17 protein-coding genes are annotated in these 17537 nt (G+C 68.7%); 14 read left to right on the top strand and 3 right to left on the bottom strand.

Annotation, left to right across the window (positions count from 1 at the left end; genetic code table 11):
* Positions 1-41: 41 nt before the first annotated feature.
* The 3 genes from guaB (at position 42) to ACQPYM_RS35905 (ending at position 3257) form a co-directional block, all read left to right on the top strand.
* On the top strand, positions 42-1553 hold the full coding sequence (guaB, locus tag ACQPYM_RS35915; protein WP_433009796.1) for an IMP dehydrogenase: 1512 nt from the start codon (positions 42-44) through the stop codon (positions 1551-1553).
* A 180-nt stretch (positions 1554-1733) separates the two neighbouring features.
* Positions 1734-2840 (top strand): GuaB3 family IMP dehydrogenase-related protein, encoded by a 1107-nt coding sequence (locus ACQPYM_RS35910; RefSeq protein WP_433009794.1) that lies wholly within the window; start codon positions 1734-1736, stop codon positions 2838-2840.
* A gap of 18 nt (positions 2841-2858) precedes the next feature.
* Positions 2859-3257, top strand: a complete 399-nt coding sequence (locus ACQPYM_RS35905) for a hypothetical protein (protein ID WP_433009791.1) — start codon at positions 2859-2861, stop codon at positions 3255-3257.
* A 3-nt stretch (positions 3258-3260) separates the two neighbouring features.
* Here ACQPYM_RS35905 and ACQPYM_RS35900 read toward each other — a convergent pair whose 3' ends face one another.
* Positions 3261-4700 (bottom strand): hypothetical protein, encoded by a 1440-nt coding sequence (locus ACQPYM_RS35900; RefSeq protein WP_433009788.1) that lies wholly within the window; start codon positions 4698-4700, stop codon positions 3261-3263.
* Positions 4701-4991: 291 nt separating this feature from the next.
* On the opposite strand from ACQPYM_RS35900, the gene ACQPYM_RS35895 reads away from it, so the two are divergent.
* From ACQPYM_RS35895 to ACQPYM_RS35875, 5 genes are all read left to right on the top strand, one after another.
* A complete protein-coding gene (locus ACQPYM_RS35895) occupies positions 4992-6584 on the top strand; it encodes a succinic semialdehyde dehydrogenase (protein ID WP_433009786.1) in 1593 nt (530 codons plus the stop codon).
* Complete coding sequence (locus ACQPYM_RS35890) at positions 6581-8293, top strand: GMC oxidoreductase (RefSeq protein ID WP_433009783.1); 1713 nt, start codon at positions 6581-6583, stop codon at positions 8291-8293. The genes ACQPYM_RS35895 and ACQPYM_RS35890 overlap by 4 nt, the downstream gene beginning before the upstream one ends.
* Positions 8294-8837: 544 nt before the next feature.
* On the top strand, positions 8838-9833 hold the full coding sequence (bioB, locus tag ACQPYM_RS35885; RefSeq protein WP_433009780.1) for a biotin synthase BioB: 996 nt from the start codon (positions 8838-8840) through the stop codon (positions 9831-9833).
* A 4-nt stretch (positions 9834-9837) separates the two neighbouring features.
* Positions 9838-10050, top strand: a complete 213-nt coding sequence (locus ACQPYM_RS35880) for a hypothetical protein (protein ID WP_433009778.1) — start codon at positions 9838-9840, stop codon at positions 10048-10050.
* Positions 10051-10059: 9 nt separating this feature from the next.
* Positions 10060-11187, top strand: a complete 1128-nt coding sequence (locus ACQPYM_RS35875) for a tRNA (adenosine(37)-N6)-dimethylallyltransferase (RefSeq protein WP_433009775.1) — start codon at positions 10060-10062, stop codon at positions 11185-11187.
* 73 nt (positions 11188-11260) lie between these two features.
* Here the strand turns inward: ACQPYM_RS35875 and ACQPYM_RS35870 are convergent, their stop codons facing one another.
* A complete protein-coding gene (locus ACQPYM_RS35870; protein ID WP_433009772.1) occupies positions 11261-11452 on the bottom strand; it encodes a hypothetical protein in 192 nt (63 codons plus the stop codon).
* A gap of 59 nt (positions 11453-11511) precedes the next feature.
* Positions 11512-11754 carry a hypothetical protein gene (locus tag ACQPYM_RS35865; protein ID WP_433009769.1) on the bottom strand — a complete coding sequence of 81 codons (243 nt, stop codon included), beginning with the start codon at positions 11752-11754 and terminating at the stop codon, positions 11512-11514.
* 140 nt (positions 11755-11894) lie between these two features.
* Here ACQPYM_RS35865 and ACQPYM_RS35860 point away from each other — a divergent pair, with 140 nt between their 5' ends.
* The 6 genes from ACQPYM_RS35860 (at position 11895) to ACQPYM_RS35835 (ending at position 17519) form a co-directional block, all read left to right on the top strand.
* Entirely contained in the window at positions 11895-12302 is a 408-nt protein-coding gene (locus tag ACQPYM_RS35860; RefSeq protein WP_433009767.1) for a hypothetical protein, read from the top strand.
* Positions 12299-13225, top strand: a complete 927-nt coding sequence (locus tag ACQPYM_RS35855) for a zeta toxin family protein (RefSeq protein ID WP_433009764.1) — start codon at positions 12299-12301, stop codon at positions 13223-13225. The genes ACQPYM_RS35860 and ACQPYM_RS35855 overlap by 4 nt, the downstream gene beginning before the upstream one ends.
* 103 nt (positions 13226-13328) lie before the next feature.
* Positions 13329-14675 (top strand): adenosylmethionine--8-amino-7-oxononanoate transaminase, encoded by a 1347-nt coding sequence (bioA, locus tag ACQPYM_RS35850; protein ID WP_433009761.1) that lies wholly within the window; start codon positions 13329-13331, stop codon positions 14673-14675.
* A complete protein-coding gene (locus ACQPYM_RS35845) occupies positions 14675-15796 on the top strand; it encodes an 8-amino-7-oxononanoate synthase (RefSeq protein ID WP_433009758.1) in 1122 nt (373 codons plus the stop codon). The genes bioA and ACQPYM_RS35845 overlap by 1 nt, the downstream gene beginning before the upstream one ends.
* Positions 15793-16458 (top strand): dethiobiotin synthase, encoded by a 666-nt coding sequence (bioD, locus tag ACQPYM_RS35840; protein ID WP_433009756.1) that lies wholly within the window; start codon positions 15793-15795, stop codon positions 16456-16458. Before ACQPYM_RS35845 ends, bioD begins: the two co-directional genes overlap by 4 nt.
* Positions 16455-17519, top strand: a complete 1065-nt coding sequence (locus ACQPYM_RS35835) for a hypothetical protein (RefSeq protein ID WP_433009753.1) — start codon at positions 16455-16457, stop codon at positions 17517-17519. The genes bioD and ACQPYM_RS35835 overlap by 4 nt, the downstream gene beginning before the upstream one ends.
* Positions 17520-17537 lie beyond the last annotated feature (18 nt).

Raw genomic sequence — 17537 nt, 5'->3', positions numbered from 1 at the left:
TGGGGTCCCGTTCTCGCCGTGCAAAGGTGCCTGCCTTCCTCATGGACATCACACCCTCCGGAGTTCCCGACAAGTTCGCCGTCCTCGGCCTGACCTTCGACGACGTCCTGCTGCAGCCCAACGAGTCCGACGTGATCCCGTCGGAGGCCGACACGAAGTCCCGGGTCAGCCGCAACATCGAGGTCAACATCCCGCTGCTGTCCAGCGCGATGGACACCGTCACCGAGGCCCGGATGGCGATCGCGATGGCGCGCCAGGGTGGCCTCGGCGTCCTGCACCGCAACCTGTCGATCGAGGACCAGGCCCAGCAGGTCGACCTGGTCAAGCGGTCCGAGTCGGGCATGATCGCCCAGCCGATCACGATCGGCCCGGACGCGAGTATCGGCGAGGCCGACGCGCTCTGCGCGCAGTACCGGATCTCCGGGGTGCCGGTGGTGGACCAGGCCGGTGTGCTGGTCGGCATCGTGACGAACCGCGACATGCGGTTCGAGACCAGCCAGGACCGCCCGGTGCACGAGGTGATGACCAAGCAGCCGCTGATCACCGGCAAGCAGGGCATCTCCGCGGACGACGCGATGGCGCTGCTCAGCAAGCACAAGGTGGAGAAGCTCCCGCTGGTCGATGCCGACGGCAAGCTGACCGGCCTGATCACGCTGAAGGACTTCGTCAAGCGCGACCAGTTCCCGCTGTCCACCAAGGACGAGACCGGCCGGCTGCGGGTCGGCGGCGCGATCGGCTTCTTCGGTGAGGCGTACAAGCGGGCGATGACGCTGGTCGAGGCCGGTGTCGACCTGCTGGTGGTCGACACCGCGCACGGTCACTCGCAGGCCCAGCTGGAGATCATCCGCAAGCTCAAGGCCGACCCGGCCACCCGTGGCGTCGACGTCGTCGGCGGCAACGTGGGCACCCGGGCCGGTGCGCAGGCCCTGGTCGACGCGGGCGCCGACGGCGTCAAGGTCGGCGTGGGTCCCGGCTCGATCTGTACGACGCGGGTCGTGTCCGGCGTCGGCGTACCGCAGGTCACCGCGATCTACGAGGCGTCCCTGGCGTGCAAGCCGGCCGGCATCCCGGTGATCGGCGACGGCGGCCTGCAGTACTCCGGTGACATCGCCAAGGCGCTCGTGGCCGGTGCTGACACCGTCATGCTCGGCTCCCTGCTGGCCGGTTGCGAGGAGTCGCCCGGCGATCTGGTCTTCATCAACGGCAAGCAGTTCAAGGCGTACCGCGGGATGGGCTCGCTCGGCGCGATGCAGTCCGGCGGCCTGCGCAAGTCGTACTCCAAGGACCGCTACTTCCAGAGCGATGTCGGCAGCGACGAGAAGCTGATCGCCGAGGGCGTCGAGGGTCAGGTCCCGTACCGTGGCCCGCTGTCCGCCGTTGCGCACCAGCTGATCGGCGGCCTGCGCCAGTCGATGTGGTACTGCGGTTCGCGCACCGTGCCCGAGCTGCAGGACAAGGGCCGCTTCGTCCGGATCACCTCGGCCGGCCTGCAGGAGTCGCACCCGCACGACATCCAGATGACCGTGGAAGCGCCGAACTACTCGGGTCGCTGACCAGCGTGTTCTACAGGGTGGTCATCGCCACGCGCCGGCTCGGGTTCGTCATCGGTTTCCCTCCCTCAGGTTGGACATCAGCCAACCGGAGAGCGCTTTCTAGGTCCTTTCTGTTCGCTTGCCGGGCCGCTGGTTGGGCCGCCGGACGGGGGTCGGTGCCCGGCTCGGTAGGCTGACCCCATGACCGAGATCGAGATCGGCCGCGCCAAGCGGGGCCGGCAGGCGTACGCGTTCGACGACATCGCGATCGTGCCGTCGCGCCGGACCCGGGACCCCGAGGAGGTCTCGGTGGCCTGGCAGATCGACGCCTACCGGTTCGAGTTGCCGATCCTGGCCGCGCCGATGGACTCGGTGATGTCACCGGCCAGCGCGATCGCGATCGGCAGGGCCGGCGGTCTCGGCGTCCTCAACCTCGAAGGCCTCTGGACCCGGTACGACGACCCGTCCTCGTTGCTGGAAGAGATCACCAGCATCAGCAAGGAGCAGGCCACCACCCGGCTGCAGGAGATCTACTCGGCGCCGATCAAGCCCGAGCTGATTTCCCAGCGGGTGCAGGAGATCCGGGACTCCGGCGTCACCGTGGCCGGCGCACTGTCGCCGCAGCGGACCAAGCAGTTCGCCAAGCACGTCGTGGACGCGGGTGTCGACCTGTTCGTCATCCGCGGTACGACGGTGTCGGCCGAGCACGTGTCGGGTCAGGCCGAGCCGCTCAACCTCAAGCAGTTCATCTACGACCTCGACGTCCCGGTCATCGTCGGTGGGTGCGCGACGCATCAGGCCGCGCTGCACCTGATGCGGACGGGAGCGGCCGGAGTACTGGTCGGGTTTGGTGGCGGTGCCGCGCACACGACCCGCAAAGTACTCGGGGTGGCCGTGCCGATGGCCAGCGCGGTGGCGGACGTCGCCGCGGCCCGGCGGGACTACATGGACGAGTCCGGTGGCCGCTACGTGCACGTCATCGCCGACGGTTCGGTCGGCCGGTCCGGTGACCTGGCCAAGGCGATCGCCTGTGGCGCCGACGCGGTGATGGTCGGCTCGCCGCTGGCCCGCGCGAGCGATGCTCCGGGCGGCGGCTTCCACTGGGGTGCCGAGGCCTGGCACGCGGACCTGCCCCGCGGTGAGCGGGTCGAGGTCGGCGTCAGCGGCACGATGGAGCAGATCATGTTCGGCCCGTCCTTCGTCCCGGACGGCACGATGAATCTGGTCGGCGCTCTCAAGCGCGCGATGGCCACCACCGGTTACACCGAACTCAAGGAGTTCCAGCGCGTCGAGGTCGTCGTCGGCTGAGTCTGCGAGGATTGGCGCATGGGATGGTTCAAGCGTCGTACCGAAGCTGACAATGTCGCGCTCGCCGGGGCGCGGGAGCAGCTCACCTCTGACGACGTGGACCAGATCCGTTTTCTGCTGACCACCAAGAAGACCGTTTTCGCGGTCAAGTACGTGATGGACCGGACCGGGATCGAGCTCAAGCACGCACGCGACCTGGTCGAGGACATCCGGCTCGGCCGCTACGTCCCACCGGTCGGTGACACCCCCGTACTACGGCGCCCGGGCACCAACCTGGCCGAGCGCACCCGCGCGCTGAAGGCAGCCGGCGAGCTGCACCAGGCCACCGCGCTGGTGGTCAGCGAGACCGGCATGACCGAAGTCGAAGCCGGCCTCTTCGTCGGCGCCCTCCGAGCCGACAACCGCCAAGACTCCTGAGGGCTACAGCTGGGCGGCCGCCTCGTGGGCGTGCTGGGAGGCGGTGAAGTCACCCTTCGCGGCGAGCAGGTCGCCGTGGTGCCGCAGGCAAGCACCGGCCAGGCTCTTCATCTCCTCATCCGTCATCGTGAACGGGATCAGGGCGGTCGCCACCTCGGCACTCCAGCCGGCCAGGTCGAGCGCCATCTCGGTCTGCCCGCTCGCGTGGTAGGCGCCGGAGATGTCGAGCAGCACCCGGGCCCAGACCGGCGCGTAGGTGCTCGTCTCGTACCGCATCCGGTGCGACTCGCGCTCGGACGAGATCGCGAACAAGTAGTGCGCCTCGAGCCCCAGCGTCAGCGCGGTCTCGGCGTCGTGCGCGAGCATCGGGCGGACCAGCTCAGCCAGCTCGGTGGCCCGTACGGCGGCCGACTCCGGGTCGGTCCGGCCGGACACCGTCGCCAGTGTCATCCCCGGCGCCGGCTCGCTCAGTGCGACCAGCCGGTAGTACTGCTCGTACGGCCCGAGCTTGATCTCGGCCGACTCCAGTGCGGTGGTCAGCGACGGTGGGATGCCACGGTCGAGCTCTTCGGTGACGAGCGCCGCGGTCGCGGGATCGGTCGCGTACGCCGTCCGCAGGCAGTTCTCGCCTTCCAGGACCCGGCCGGCGATGCTGAGGTGCTTGCCCTTGCGGGTCAATGCGGACACCAGCGTGCGCAGGTCGGTCGCCGATTCGGAGTCGGCCAGGGTGTCGGCGGTGTTCAGCCCGATCTCGTCGGCCTCGAGCGCGAGGTCCAGCCGGCCGTCGGCGGCGTGGATGTCGGCCGAGACGGCGGCCGCGGAGCAGAGATAGCGCGCGTAGGACAAGGACTGCGAGCTCGCATTGATCTGGTCGGCCAGTTGCAGGAACAACTGGATGGCCGCGTCGGCGGACGCGACGGCCAGCGCGGGATCGCCGTACCGGCGGAGGATGAGCGCGTTCATCGCGAGCACCCGGGCGAAGTCGGGCTGGTGCAGGATGCCGTCGTCGCCACCGACCAGCTGGCCGTACGCGATCACCGCGCCGTCCATCTCGAGGACCGCGGTCGCGCCGTACCCGCGATGCGCCTGCGTCATCGCGCGCCGGGCCCGCACGTCGGCCAGGAACGAAGTGCAGTCCAGGACCTCGGCGTCGCTCAGCTCGGTGTAGCCGAGTTGGGCCTCGTGCAGCGCGGCAAGCGCTTCCTCGTGACGGCCGGAGGCGTTCAGGGAGCCGGCCAGCTCGTACTGCGTCGCCGCCATCAGGTGCTTGGCCTCGTAGTGGTCCGGGCGATCCCCGGCGCGCTCCCTGGCCAGTTCGATGACGCGTTGCTGGTACGGCCCGGCCTCGTCGGCGCGGCCTTCCTCGATCAGCACCTGGGCTGTCTGCAGTGCCTCGCCGAGCTCGTCCTCAGGGGGAGTCCACAACCCCCCGCTGTCCACCATCTTTACGTTCCACCCCTTCACAGGTTCAGTCGTTCACCCTAGCGCCAACACCCTCCATGTTGTGCCCTTTCGTCACCACGACATCCAGGGACTGGCTGGCAGTTCCCTGCGTGCTGCGCGGCACTCGGCACGGCACCTCGCCGCACTGGAGCAAAGGCCACGATGCGCCGCATCGCTGCCTTCGCTCCAGCACGCCGAGCTACCGCACCGAGCACCTGCTCGCGACTGCAGGGAACTGCCAGCCAGTCCCTCGTACTGACACAACCTGTTACCCACAGGTAGCCTGGACAGATGAGCGAGCAGACTTCGATCCCTGCCGACCCCGAGCTCGACCCGACCGCGTCGTACGCGACCGACCAGTCGGTCATTCGCCGGCTGGCGGGTCTGCTGCGCGCCACGGCGGGCAGCCGCACCTCCTACGCGCCGGCGACCGGGCAACCGGTTGCTGAGCTGCCACTGTCCAGTCCGGACGATGTGGTCGCCGCCGTCCGCACCGCGCGCAGGACGCAGCGGAGCTGGCGCGACACCTCGATGGCCGACCGCGCTGCCATCCTGCTGCGCTACCACGACCTGGTCCTGGACCACCGCCACGAACTCGTCGACCTGGTGATCGTCGAGTCCGGCAAGGCCCGCAAGCAGGCCTTCGAAGAGGTCGCGCACGTCGCGCTCACCGCCCGGTACTACGGCCGCAAGGGCGCCGAGCTGCTCGCCCCACAGCGCAAACTGGGCATGTTCCCGATCCTCACCCGCGCCGAGCAGCGGTTCGTGCCGAAGGGTGTCGTCGGCATCATCTCGCCCTGGAACTACCCGCTCAGCATGGCGGTGTCCGACGGCCTGCCCGCGATCATGGCGGGCAACACGGTCGTCCACAAACCCGACAGCCAGACCCCGTTGAGCGCACTGCGCGCGGTCGAGCTGCTGTACGAGGCGGGCCTGCCGCGCGACGCCTGGCAGCTGGTGAACGGCGACGGCCCGACCGTCGGCGGCGCGATCATCCAGAACACCGACTACATCTGCTTCACCGGCTCGACCAAGACCGGCAAGCTGGTCGCCAAGCAGGCCGGCGAGCGCCTGATCGGCTGCAGCCTGGAGCTCGGCGGCAAGAACCCGATGCTCGTACTCCGCGACGCCGACGTGCACCGCGCTGCCGAGGGCGCCGTCCGGGCGTGCTTCAACAGCGCCGGCCAGCTGTGTGTCTCGATGGAGCGGCTCTACATCGCCGACCAGATCTACGACGCGTTCATCACCGCGTTCCTCGACCGGGTGAAGCGCCTCAAGCTGTCGGCCGGCACCGGCTGGGACGTCGACATGGGCTCGCTGATCTCCAAGGCCCAGCTGGAAACGGTCAGCCGGCACGTCGAGAACGCCCGCGAGCGCGGGGCCGTAGTACTGGCCGGTGGTAAGGCCCGGCCGGACATCGGGCCGCTCTTCTACGAGCCGACCGTGCTGTCCGGGGTGACGCCCGAGATGGAGTGCTTCGACAACGAGACGTTCGGGCCGGTCGTGTCGGTCTACCGGTTCTCCGACGAGTCCGAGGCCATCCAGCGCGCCAACGAGGGCGAGTACGGGCTGAACGCGAGCGTGTGGACCAAGGACGGCCGGCGCGGTCGCGCGATCGCGGCGCAGCTGGTGGCCGGCACGGTCAACGTCAACGAGGGCTACGCCGCGACCTTCGGCTCGATCGACACCCCGATGGGCGGCATGCGCTCGTCCGGGCTCGGTCGCCGCCAGGGCGTCGAAGGCATCCGCCGGTACGTCGACCCGCAGGCGATCGCGACCCAGCGGCTGCTCCCGATCGCGGCCTCGCACGGCCTGAAGGACGAGGCGTACGCCGAACTGATGACAGGCGCGCTGCGTGTGCTCAAGAAGCTGGGACGCGCATGACGTTTGATCACGACGTCATCGTCATCGGCTCCGGGTTCGGGGGCAGTGTCAGTGCGCTGCGTCTGGTGGAGAAGGGATACGACGTCGGGGTCCTGGAGGCCGGGGCGCGGTTCGAGGACCAGGGGTTCGCGAAGAACTCCTGGGACAAGAGCCGGTTCCTGTTCGCGCCGAGACTGGGCTGGTACGGGGTCCAGCGGATCAGCGCGCTGCGCGACGTCATCATCTTGTCCGGCGCCGGAGTCGGCGGCGGCAGCCTCGTCTACGCGAACACCCTGTACGAACCGCTGCCCGCGTTCTACACCGACAAGCAGTGGGCCCACATCACCGACTGGAAGAGCGAGCTCGCCCCGTACTACGACCAGGCGAAGCGGATGCTCGGCGTCACCACCTACCCCGGGTTCACCCCGGCCGACAAGGTGATGAAGCAGGTCGCCGACGACATGGGGGTGGGGGACACCTTCCACCCGACGCCGGTCGGAGTGTTCTTCGGCGAGCCCGGCGTCGAGGTGGACGACCCGTTCTTCGGCGGCGCCGGACCCCGGCGTACCGGGTGTATCGACTGTGGCGAGTGCATGACCGGCTGCCGGCACAACGCGAAGAACACGTTGACCAAGAACTACCTGTACCTGGCCGAGAAGGCCGGCGCCGAGGTGTACCCGATGACCACGGTGACGTCGGTCGAGCGGCTGCCCGGTGGCGGGTACGCGATCGAGACCCGGCGGACCTCGAACCGGAAGGTGACCCGCAGGTTCACCGCCGGTCAGGTGATCTTCGCCGCCTCGGCGCTCGGTACGGCGAAACTCCTGCACCGGCTGCGCGACGAGGGCAAGCTGCCGCACCTGTCGGACCGGCTCGGCGTGCTGACCCGGACCAACTCCGAATCGTTGCTGGGGGCAATCGCCAGGGACCGGACCGTCGACTACAGCAAGGGCGTGGCGATCACCTCGTCGTTCCATCCGGACGAGATCACCCACATCGAGCCGGTCCGGTACGGCCGGGGCAGCAACGCGATGTCGCTGCTGCAGACCGTGCTGACCGACGGCGGCGGCACCAAACCGCGCTGGCGGACCTGGCTGCGCGAGATGGGGGTGCAGCGGAAGAACCTGCGCCGGCTCTACGACCTGAAGCACTGGTCGGAGCGGACCGTGATCGCGCTGGTGATGCAGACCGAGGACAACTCGATCACCACCTACGGCAAGCGGGACCGGTTCGGCCGCTGGCGGCTCACCTCGAAACAGGGCCACGGCGCCCCGAACCCGTCCTGGATCCCGGTCGCCAACGACGTGGTCCGGCGGATGGCCAAGATCATGGGCGGGACGCCGGGTGGCACCATCGGCGAGCCGTTCAACGTGCCGATGACCGCGCACTTCATCGGCGGCTGCGCGATCGGCGACTCACCCGCGACCGGCGTGGTCGATCCGTACCACCGGGTCTACGGGTACGACGGGCTGCACATCGTGGACGGCTCGACGATCTCGGCCAACCTGGGTGTCAATCCCTCGCTGACGATCACCGCGCAGGCCGAGCGCGCATTGTCGTTCTGGCCGAACAAAGGCGAGGAGGACGCGCGGCCGCCGCTCGGATCGGAGTACCGGAAGGTGGCGGCGGTCACTCCGGTGAAGCCGGTGGTGCCGGCGGATGCGCCCGGTGCGCTGCGGTTGCCGATTGTCGGGATCACGCAGCCGAAACAGCCTGTGACAAAACTGTGACGCTATGACAATAAAGTCCCGTGACCTTTGGGGGTCGAGGGACTGAATGGTCTTCGTGGGAAAGTGAAAACTCCTCAGACTTTGCGTCTGAGGAGTTTCGGTGAGTGCCAGAAAAGGGAGCAGGCCCCTCGAGAACGTTTCCGCCCAAATCGTTTCCCGAGGGGCCTACTCAAGCCGGGGTGAGGCGCCCGGCGCTTTGGGATCGGATCGCCAGCCAGAGCTGGCGACCCGAGTTCGTGTTCCTCACTCTACTACCGATTCGGGCTATTTCGACCCCTTCGCGGTGACCGTAATCACTCTGCGTGCTGATCGTAATATGCGACCTTTCAGTCGCTGCCCGTCATCGAGAAGCTGTGTTCTTGCGATCACCGCCTCTGCACACATCAACGAGGCCACCAGAGAGGGGTTACGAAGTTCCAGAAAAGTTTTTGAGGAACTTTGGCTGAGCCAGTTGCGGCCGAGGTGTTCCACGTGACGCCCCTCGCAGAGACAAGTGCCCGCACTGGCTTACTGTGGGCCGACCGTTCGATGAGGCAGGAGAACCATGAACGACATCCTCGATGTGGCGCGTGAGCAGGTTCTGGAGCGAGGGATCGGCCTCGACCAGGAGCAGCTGGTCGAGGTACTGCGATCGCCCGACGACGTGCTGGACCAGTTGCTCGCGCTGGCGCACGAGGTGCGGGTGAAGTGGTGCGGCGAGGAGGTCGAGGTCGAGGGCATCATCTCGCTGAAGACCGGCGGCTGCCCCGAGGACTGTCACTTCTGCTCCCAGTCCGGCCAGTTCACCTCGCCGGTGCGCGCGGTCTGGCTGAACATCCCCGAGCTGGTCGAGGCCGCCAAGGAGACCGCGCAGACCGGCGCGACCGAGTTCTGCATCGTCGCCGCCGTCCGCGGCCCGGACGCCCGGCTGATGGCGCAGGTGAAGGCCGGCATCGAGGCGATCCGGGCCGAGGTCGACATCAACATCGCCTGCTCGCTCGGCATGCTCACCCAGGAGCAGGTGGACGAGCTCAAGGCGATGGGAGTGCACCGCTACAACCACAACCTGGAGTCGGCCCGCTCGTACTTCGGCGATGTGGTCACCACGCACTCCTTCGAGGAGCGCTGGGAGACCTGCCTGATGGTCCGCGAGTCCGGCATGGAGCTGTGCTGCGGCGGCCTGGTCGGGATGGGGGAGTCGCTGGAGCAGCGCGCCGAGCTGGCCGCGCAACTGGCCGAGCTCGAGCCGCACGAAGTACCGCTGAACTTCCTCAACCCGCGGCCGGGCACGCCGTTCGGCGACATGGAGATCATGGCCGGCAAGGATGCGCTGCGCACGATCGCCGCGTTCCGGCTGGCGATGCCCCGGACCGTACTGCGGTACGCGGGTGGCCGTGAGCTGACCCTGGGCGACCTCGGCACCCGCGAGGGCCTGCTCGGTGGCATCAACGCGGTGATCGTCGGCAACTACCTGACCACGCTGGGCCGCCCGGCGACCGCGGACCTCGACCTGCTGGCCGAGCTCAAGATGCCGGTCAAAGAGCTCCAGAAGACGCTCTGACGTGATGGCCACAGTCCTATACTGCGGCCACTGCGGCCGCGACACCACCGAAGGCAGGCACGACACCTGCCGGCAAGCGCTCACCCTGGAACCGCCCCGGTACTGCGACCAGTGCCGGCGGCGGATGATCGTCCAGGTTCACCCGATGGGATGGACGGCGCGCTGCTCCGCGCACGGTGAGCTGAACTCGGCCGGAGGACCCGAGTTCGCGCTGTAGGGTTGAAACATGCCCGACGCCGTGCCTCGCCTGCTGGTCGCTGTCTACGGACCGACCTCGGCAGGAAAGACCAAAGTGTCGGTCGACCTCTGTTTGCAGCTCCGGGACGAGCTCGGCCTGGAGCCGATGGTGGTCTCGGCCGACTCGCGCCAGGTCTACCGGTACATGGACATCGGGACCAGCAAGACGACGCCGGAGGAGATGCGCGGCGTCCCGCACACGATGCTCGACGTCACCGAGCCGGTGCGGAAGCTGGAGCTGGAGACGTTCGTCGCCGAGGCCCGCAAGCACATGGACGAGTGCTGGGCTTCCGGCGGCGTACCGGTGATCGTCGGCGGTACGAGCGTGTACGTCCGCTCGCTGTTGGAGGGCTGGGAGGTCGACGCGGTCGCCGAAGCGCGGAACGCGATCCGGCGGGACTTCCCGCGCAGCATGGCCGAGGACGCGTACGCCGTCCTGACCCGGCTGGACAAGTCGGCGGCCGGCCGGATCCACGAGAACAACTACGACGCGATCGTGAACGCCCTGGCGCATGCCATGGGCAACGATCCTGAGCGGACCGACACGTCGGTGGCCGCGCGGCAGGTGGTGCTCGGCGTCGACAGGCCCGCCGCGGAGATCGATCGCCGGGTGGCGGGGACGTACGACGCGCAGGTCCAGCGTGGGCTCCGAGATGAGGTGCTGGGGCTCGACGAGCGGTACGACGTACTGGCGCAGTACCGCAGTCTTGGTCAGAAGTCGCCGAACCAGGTCGTCCACACGCATGGCTACACCGAGTGGTTCGATGTGGCGCTGGAACGCGGGAAAGCGGTGGAGAACCTCGGTGCGGCCGAGCTGGACGAGGTCCGCGACCGGGTGATCGAACGCATCCGCACCCACACCCGCCGCCAACGCTCGGCACTCCCGAAACTCACCGGCGTCACGATGGTCCGCAACTCCCACGACGCCTTGGCCGCGGTGAAAACCGCGCTGGCAGCGCCTGCTCCCAAACAATCCGGTGGCAAGCCAGCTCGCTCCGGCCGCTCCGGCGGTAGCGGTGCGGGGAGCAGTGGCGGTGGCGGTCGAGCGCGCCAGGGCAAACCGCGTCAGGACAGGTCGCCCCAGGGGAAGCCCCGAGAGGGGCCAAAGCCGCGCTGAGCAGGGCCGTGGGAACGGTCGAACGGAAACGCCGGGGTCAGTCGACCCCGGCGGTTTCAGTAGAAGGTCAGGCTCATTTGCCCTTGCCTTTGCCCTCATTCTTCTTGGCAGCGATGATGTTGCGGCCGGCGCGCGTGTTCGGGTTGGGGTTGCGCTCCTGATCGGCCTTGTTGCGGGACTGACCGGTCTCGTGCTTGCCCTTGGTGTTCTTGCTGGTGCCGGTCTTGTGCTCTTTGCCGTCTTTGCCGTTCTTGCCAAACGCCATCTTCGCTACTCCTTTGTTCGAGCCACCCACCGTGGCTCGTGTGACTGGGGCTTCCGGCGTCAGCCGCGTCCGTTGCCCTTGTCCTTGCGCTTGTTCGGGTTCGGCTTGCGGCGAGCGTCGCCCTTTTCGCCACCCTGGTCGCGACCGCGCCGCTCGTCGCCCCGCTGGTGCTTTTCCTTGCTCGACGGACGCTTGTTCTTGTCGTGACCGCCGGCCGGTTCGTCCTTGCCCTTGCCGTCGTCCTTCTTACCCCAGCCCATGAGGTTCCTTTCGCCGAGAGCCGCCGCTGCGGCTCGGGTCATCGCATCCGTTCAAGCAGACGTGCTGTTCAGGCGGCTGGTTCCCTGCCTGTGTGGAACAGCGAAAACGTAATCACGGTGAGGGGTCATCCACCGCCCGTACTGCGAGGGGCGGCGACCCAGCCGGCGGCTAGAGTTCGGGCGTGGTCAACGACACTGCCATCAACGTTCTGGCCGGGCTCGGCACGGCCAGCTGGTCGCCGCCGCAGGCGGTGTCGTACGAGGTGGCGCGGGAGGCGGTCCGGCAGGCCGTCGGGTACTACGCACACCTGATCGCGCAGCAGGAGTGCGCGGCCGAGCCCGACACCGCCGCGATCGACGGCTGGCGTGCCGAGCAGGTCGCCTGGTCCGGACGTCTGAACGAGCTGACCCCGCTGGACACCCGCGAGGTCAAGCGGATCCGCGCCGCCGCCGACGACCTGCTGAGCGTCGACGACGATGACGAAGACGACGACGAGGACGAAGACGAAGACGACGACGAGGACGAAGAGCTGGACGGGGGAGACGGCGAGCAGGCGGAGGAGGTCGACGGGTGGGGTGGACCGGCGTGACCGAGTCGGGTGACGAAGGCCGGTACGTGCTCGACCAGGCCGAGAGCGACCGGATCTTCCGGGACCGGATCGTCCCGGACCTGCTCGACGGCAGCCCGCAGCAGCGGCCTGTCGTGATCTTCGTCTGTGGCCAGCCCGGCGACGGCAAAGCGACCGTCACCGCGCTCGCCCAAGCGGTCCTGCGCCGCCGCGGCCGGCCGGTGGTCCTCAGCGCTCCGGCCTTCGAGGCCTACCACCCGCGCCTGTACGAGCCGATCACCGATGTGCCCACCACGGGCGACCGCTACGTCCAGTACGACGGCCGCCGCTGGCTGGCCGCGGCCGAGGCGCTGACGATCCAGCGCCGGTACGACGTGATCGCCGAGACCGAGCTCGTCGATCCCGGTGCCTTCGCCGAGTCGGCCCGCCGGTTCAAGGCTGCCGGGTACCAGGTCGAGGTGGCCGTCCTCGCGGTGCACGAGGCGCACAGCCGGCTCGGCATTCTCGAACGGCACATGCAGGCGCTGGAGGAGTTCGGCTTCGGCCGGTTTGTTGCGCAGAGCGCCCATGACGCCGGCTACCAGGGCGTCCTGCACGCCGCCGAACTGATCGATGCCGGGAGTTTCGCCGACCGGGTCGCCGTCCTGTGCACGAACGGCCGGCTGCTCTACGGCAACCAGCGCGACAGCAGGGGCCAGTGGCAACAACCCCCACGAACGGCCGAGGTGATCAGCCGGGAACGGGAGCGGCCGTGGACGGTGCCGGAGTCGCGGTACTTCCTGGAGACCGTCTCGCAGCTCGGCCGGATCGGGCTGGCCGCACCGGTTCAGTGGGTCCGTGACGAGTCCGTCGACGAGGCCAGAACCATCACCGCCCTGGCCCGGCGCCGGCTGCACCCCGACGCGGTGACGTTGCACATCGCGACGGCCGGCACGTTGAGCTGATCGCTCGCCGAGATGATGCCGCCCACATCCTGACCGGCCCCGCCGCCGGGTCTCCGGATCACCAATTACTGTGGTGAATCCGCGAAGACGAAGGCAGGGCACTGTGTCACAACCGGTGAACGCGTGGCGACAGACGGATGCGGAGTACGGGCGTGAGCTTCTCGCCCGGGACGCCGCATCGCTGTGGCATCCGTACTCGTCGATGAGCGAGCCCGCTCCGATGCGGCTGGTGCGCGGAGCGTCCGGCGTACGGCTGCGGCTGGAGGACGGTGCCGGTGGCACGGTCGAGGCGATCGACGCGATGTCGTCGTGGTGGTGCATGATCCACGGCTACCGGAACCCGGTGCTCGATGCCGCGCTGAAGGCACAGGTCGACGACTTCAGCCACGTGATGTTCGGCGGGCTCACGCACGAGCCCGCGATCCGGCTGGCCGAGCGGCTGGTGGAGATCACGCCGGATCCGCTCCAGCACGTGTTCTTCTGCGACTCGGGGTCGGTCTCCATCGAGGTCGCGATCAAGCTCGCGCTCCAGTACCAAGTTGCCCGTGGCAACAATGGGCGGACCCGGATGCTGACCATCCGGGGCGGGTACCACGGCGACACGTTCGCGCCGATGAGCGTGTGTGATCCGGTCAACGGGATGCACTCGCTGTTCACCGGTGCACTGAAGGAACAGGTCTTCGGGCCTCAGCCGCCCGCCGGGTTCGATCGGGGCGACGACGATCCGGAGTACCTGGCGTGGGCAGCGACGATGCGGCAGGTCGCAGCGCAGTACCGGGATGAGGTCGCGGCGATCATCGTCGAGCCGATCCTGCAGGGCGCGGGCGGGATGTATCCCTATAGCCCGGCCTGCCTCAAGCTGCTGCGCGAGCTGGCCGACGAGCACGGCTTCCTGCTGATCCTGGACGAGATCGCCACTGGATTCGGCCGCACGGGCAAGCTCTTCGCCTCCGAGCATGCGGGCATCGACCCCGACATCCTCTGCGTCGGCAAGGCCCTCACCGGCGGCTACCTGTCGCTGGCCGCCACCCTCTGTTCTACGGACGTCGCGCACACCGTCTCGGACGGACCGGGCGGGGCGCTCATGCACGGGCCGACGTTCATGGCGAACCCACTCGCGTGCGCGGTCGCGCTGGCGAGCATCGACCTCCTCCTCGCGCAGGACTGGGCCGCGCGGGTCAGTTCGATCTCTTCAGTTCTGTCGGCCGGTCTGGCGCCGGCGGCTGACTTGCCCGGGGTGAAGGACGTGCGCGTGCTCGGCGCGGTCGGCGTCGTCCAGCTCGGTGGTCCGGTGGACATGGTTCGGGTGACAGACGCCGTACTGCGCCGAGGCGTGTGGGTCCGGCCGTTCCGCGACCTCGTCTACACGATGCCGCCGTACCTGTGCACCGACGAAGAGGTCGCCATGATCGCCACCGCCATCACCGAAGCGCTTGCCGAGGGCAACTGATGTTGGAGGATTGGCTGAAGCCCAAGGCGGCGGCGCTGGAGTCGCGGGGTCTGACTCGACGGCTGCGGGCGCGGGCATCGGACGAAGTACTGATCGACCTCGCGGGCAACGACTATCTCGGGCTGGCTCGCGATCCCCGGGTGGTCGAGGCGACGGTGGCCGCGGTGCGGACGTGGGGGACTGGTGCCACTGCATCCCGGCTCGTCACCGGCACGACGGCTTTGCATGCGGAGCTGGAGTCGGCGCTGGCGGCGTACACAGGTAATGAAACCGGGCTCGTGTTCTCCTCCGGCTACCTGGCCAACCTCGGCGTCATCACCGCGCTCGGCGGTCCGGGCACCCTCCTCGTGGCCGACGAGCACGTGCACGCGTCGATCGTCGATGCTTGCCGGCTGGCGCGCTCGCGGGTGGAGATCGTTCCGCACAACGACGTCGAGGCGATCGAGAAGGTGCTTGCCGAGCGCAACGAACCGCACGCGCTGGTGCTGGTCGAGTCCGTCTACAGCGTCCTCGGCGACGCCGCCCCGCTGACCGCTCTGTCCGAGGTCGCCCTGAAGAACAACGCGGTGCTGATCGTCGACGAGGCGCATGGCTTAGGTGTGATCGGCAACGGTCGCGGCTCGGTCGCGGCTGCGGCCCTCGCTGGCGCCGACCACGTGGTCACCACCATGACGTTGTCCAAGGCAATGGCCAGCCAGGGCGGCGTGGTCCTCGGCCCTGCCGTACTGCGCGATCACCTGATCAACCGCTCGCGCTCTTTCATCTTCGACACCGCCCTCACCCCGGCCTCCTGCGCCGCCGCGCTCGCCGCGCTCCACGTCTTGATCGAAGAGCCGACCCGCCCGGACACGATCCACAGGGCGGCGGCTCGACTGGCTTCAGCCTGCGCAGTCTCACCCTCCTCGGGCGCCGTCGTCTCAGTCCCCATGCCCGGTCCTCGCGAGGCCGTCCAGGCAGCTGCGCTGTGCATGACCGATGGCGTACGGGTCGGTGTCTTCCGTCCACCATCAGTACCCGACGGCATCTCGCGTCTGCGTCTCACGGCCCACGCCGGGCTCACGTCCGAAGACCTCGACCGGGCCTGTGAGGTCGTCACCACCGCGATCCGGGAGGTTTCATGAGCGAGGTTCTGTTCGTCACCGGCACCGATACCGGCGTGGGGAAGACCGTGGTCACCGCTGCGCTGGCGGCCCGAGCGGTTGGACGCGTGGCGGTGGTGAAGCCGGCGCAGACCGGGGTGACCGCGGACGAGCCGGGGGATCTGCAAGAGGTTCAGCGACTGACTGGGCCCGCTGACCTGCATGAAGGCGTGCGGTTGCTGGACCCATTGGCGCCGACGACGGCTGGGCGGCGGCAAGGGGTTGTGTTGCCGTCGGTCGACGACCATGCGCGGACCATCGACAAGCTGGCGGCCGAGCGGGAGCTGGTGCTGGTCGAGGGCGCGGGTGGGTTGCTGGTCGGGCTGGATGACGACGGCAACGATCTGGCCGACCTCGCCGCCCGGCTGGAGACGCCGTTCGCGTTCGTGGTGGTCGCTCGCGCCGGGCTGGGGACGCTGAACCACGCCGGGCTGACAGTGGAGGCGTTGCGTTCCCGAGGGTTGCCGATCGCCGGGCTGGTGATCGGGTCTTGGCCGGCTGAGCCCGATCTCGCCGAGCAGTGCAATCTGGACGACCTGCCGACGACGACCGGCGTACCGGTGATCGGGCGGATTCCGGAAGGCGCCGGCGCGTTGGACCGGGAGGCGTTCGTGGCTGCGGCTCCTGGGTGGTTCGACCGGTGACCGGTTGCCCGGCTCGGTACGACGAAGAGCTGGGGATGTGGGTTGTCGACGAGCCGGGTGAGGTTCGTGAGGTGTTGCTCGATCCGGAGACGTTCCGGCCGGACAACGCGGTGGTGGCTCACAGTCCGCTGAGTGTGAAGGCTTTGCGGGTGCTGTCCGGGGTCGGCTTCGCGCTGCCGCCGACGCTGGCGAACAACGCGGGACCGTCGCATCGGCCGATCCGTGCCGCTGTGGCTCGCTTCTTCAGTCCGGCCCGGGTCGCGGCCGTTGAGCCGCTCACCCGGCGGCTGGTGGCTGAGCGGGTTGCCGTGGCTCTGGCCGATTTGCGCTCAGGGCCCGTGGATCTGGTCAAGGCGATCGCGGCCGAGCCGCCGGCGTTGGTGGTGCTGGACATGCTCGGGCTGCGCGACGTCGACGTACCGGCGCTGAAGGCGTGGAGCCGGGACTCGCTCGAGTTGTTCTGGGGCTGGCCGGACGAGGATCGGCAGTTGGAGCTCGCGCACAGTGCGGCGGAGTTCAACGGATGGTTGCGGAAGCGGGTCGTGGCGGCTCGGCGGCTGCCAGGGGAGGACCTGTTCGGGGTGTTGGTGCGGCTCGGGCTGAGCGACGAAGAGGTGTGCGCGGTGGCGTACTTCCTGCTGATCGCCGGGCAGGAGACGACGACCCAGCTGATCTCGACCGCTTTCCACCGGATGGTCGGCCGGGTTGATGACGCCGCTGCCGTGGTGGAGGAAGTGCTGCGCGAGGCATCCTCCGTGCCGACCTGGCGACGGGTCACTAGTGGCGCTACCACGGTCGGTGACGTGGAGCTGCCTGCGGGTACGCCGATCCTGCTCGGGCTGACCGGTCATGGCGGGCCGGCGGATCTGGCCTTCGGGCTGGGCATTCACCGGTGCCTCGGCGCGGGGCTTGCCCGGCTGGAGGCACGAGTCGCCTTGGAATGCGCCGCGCCGCTGCTGGCCGTAGTACGGGCTGCCGAGGCTGAGCCGCCGATGATCGAGTTGTTGTCGTTCCGGGCGCCGGCGCGGGTGCTGGTGACGGCGCGATTAGAACCCCGCTGACCTGCACCGATACCCTTT

Source organism: Kribbella sp. CA-294648, assembly GCF_050943845.1.
GTDB lineage: Bacteria > Actinomycetota > Actinomycetes > Propionibacteriales > Kribbellaceae > Kribbella.
Note: the sequence above shows the minus strand (reverse complement) of the source record. Positions and strands in the feature narration are given on the sequence as shown.

What these genes read in the sequence shown, in the direction of transcription:
- guaB (WP_433009796.1), top strand. Translation starts at nt 42, where the DNA reads ATGGACATCACACCCTCCGGAGTTCCCGACAAGTTCGCCGTCCTCGGC.
- ACQPYM_RS35910 (WP_433009794.1), top strand. Translation starts at nt 1,734, where the DNA reads ATGACCGAGATCGAGATCGGCCGCGCCAAGCGGGGCCGGCAGGCGTAC.
- bioD (WP_433009756.1), top strand. Translation starts at nt 15,793, where the DNA reads ATGAGCGAGGTTCTGTTCGTCACCGGCACCGATACCGGCGTGGGGAAG.
- ACQPYM_RS35880 (WP_433009778.1), top strand. Translation starts at nt 9,838, where the DNA reads ATGGCCACAGTCCTATACTGCGGCCACTGCGGCCGCGACACCACCGAA.
- ACQPYM_RS35905 (WP_433009791.1), top strand. Translation starts at nt 2,859, where the DNA reads ATGGGATGGTTCAAGCGTCGTACCGAAGCTGACAATGTCGCGCTCGCC.
- ACQPYM_RS35870 (WP_433009772.1), bottom strand. Translation starts at nt 11,452, where the DNA reads ATGGCGTTTGGCAAGAACGGCAAAGACGGCAAAGAGCACAAGACCGGC.
- bioB (WP_433009780.1), top strand. Translation starts at nt 8,838, where the DNA reads ATGAACGACATCCTCGATGTGGCGCGTGAGCAGGTTCTGGAGCGAGGG.
- ACQPYM_RS35900 (WP_433009788.1), bottom strand. Translation starts at nt 4,700, where the DNA reads ATGGTGGACAGCGGGGGGTTGTGGACTCCCCCTGAGGACGAGCTCGGC.
- ACQPYM_RS35845 (WP_433009758.1), top strand. Translation starts at nt 14,675, where the DNA reads ATGTTGGAGGATTGGCTGAAGCCCAAGGCGGCGGCGCTGGAGTCGCGG.
- ACQPYM_RS35875 (WP_433009775.1), top strand. Translation starts at nt 10,060, where the DNA reads ATGCCCGACGCCGTGCCTCGCCTGCTGGTCGCTGTCTACGGACCGACC.
- ACQPYM_RS35890 (WP_433009783.1), top strand. Translation starts at nt 6,581, where the DNA reads ATGACGTTTGATCACGACGTCATCGTCATCGGCTCCGGGTTCGGGGGC.
- ACQPYM_RS35865 (WP_433009769.1), bottom strand. Translation starts at nt 11,754, where the DNA reads ATGACCCGAGCCGCAGCGGCGGCTCTCGGCGAAAGGAACCTCATGGGC.
- ACQPYM_RS35895 (WP_433009786.1), top strand. Translation starts at nt 4,992, where the DNA reads ATGAGCGAGCAGACTTCGATCCCTGCCGACCCCGAGCTCGACCCGACC.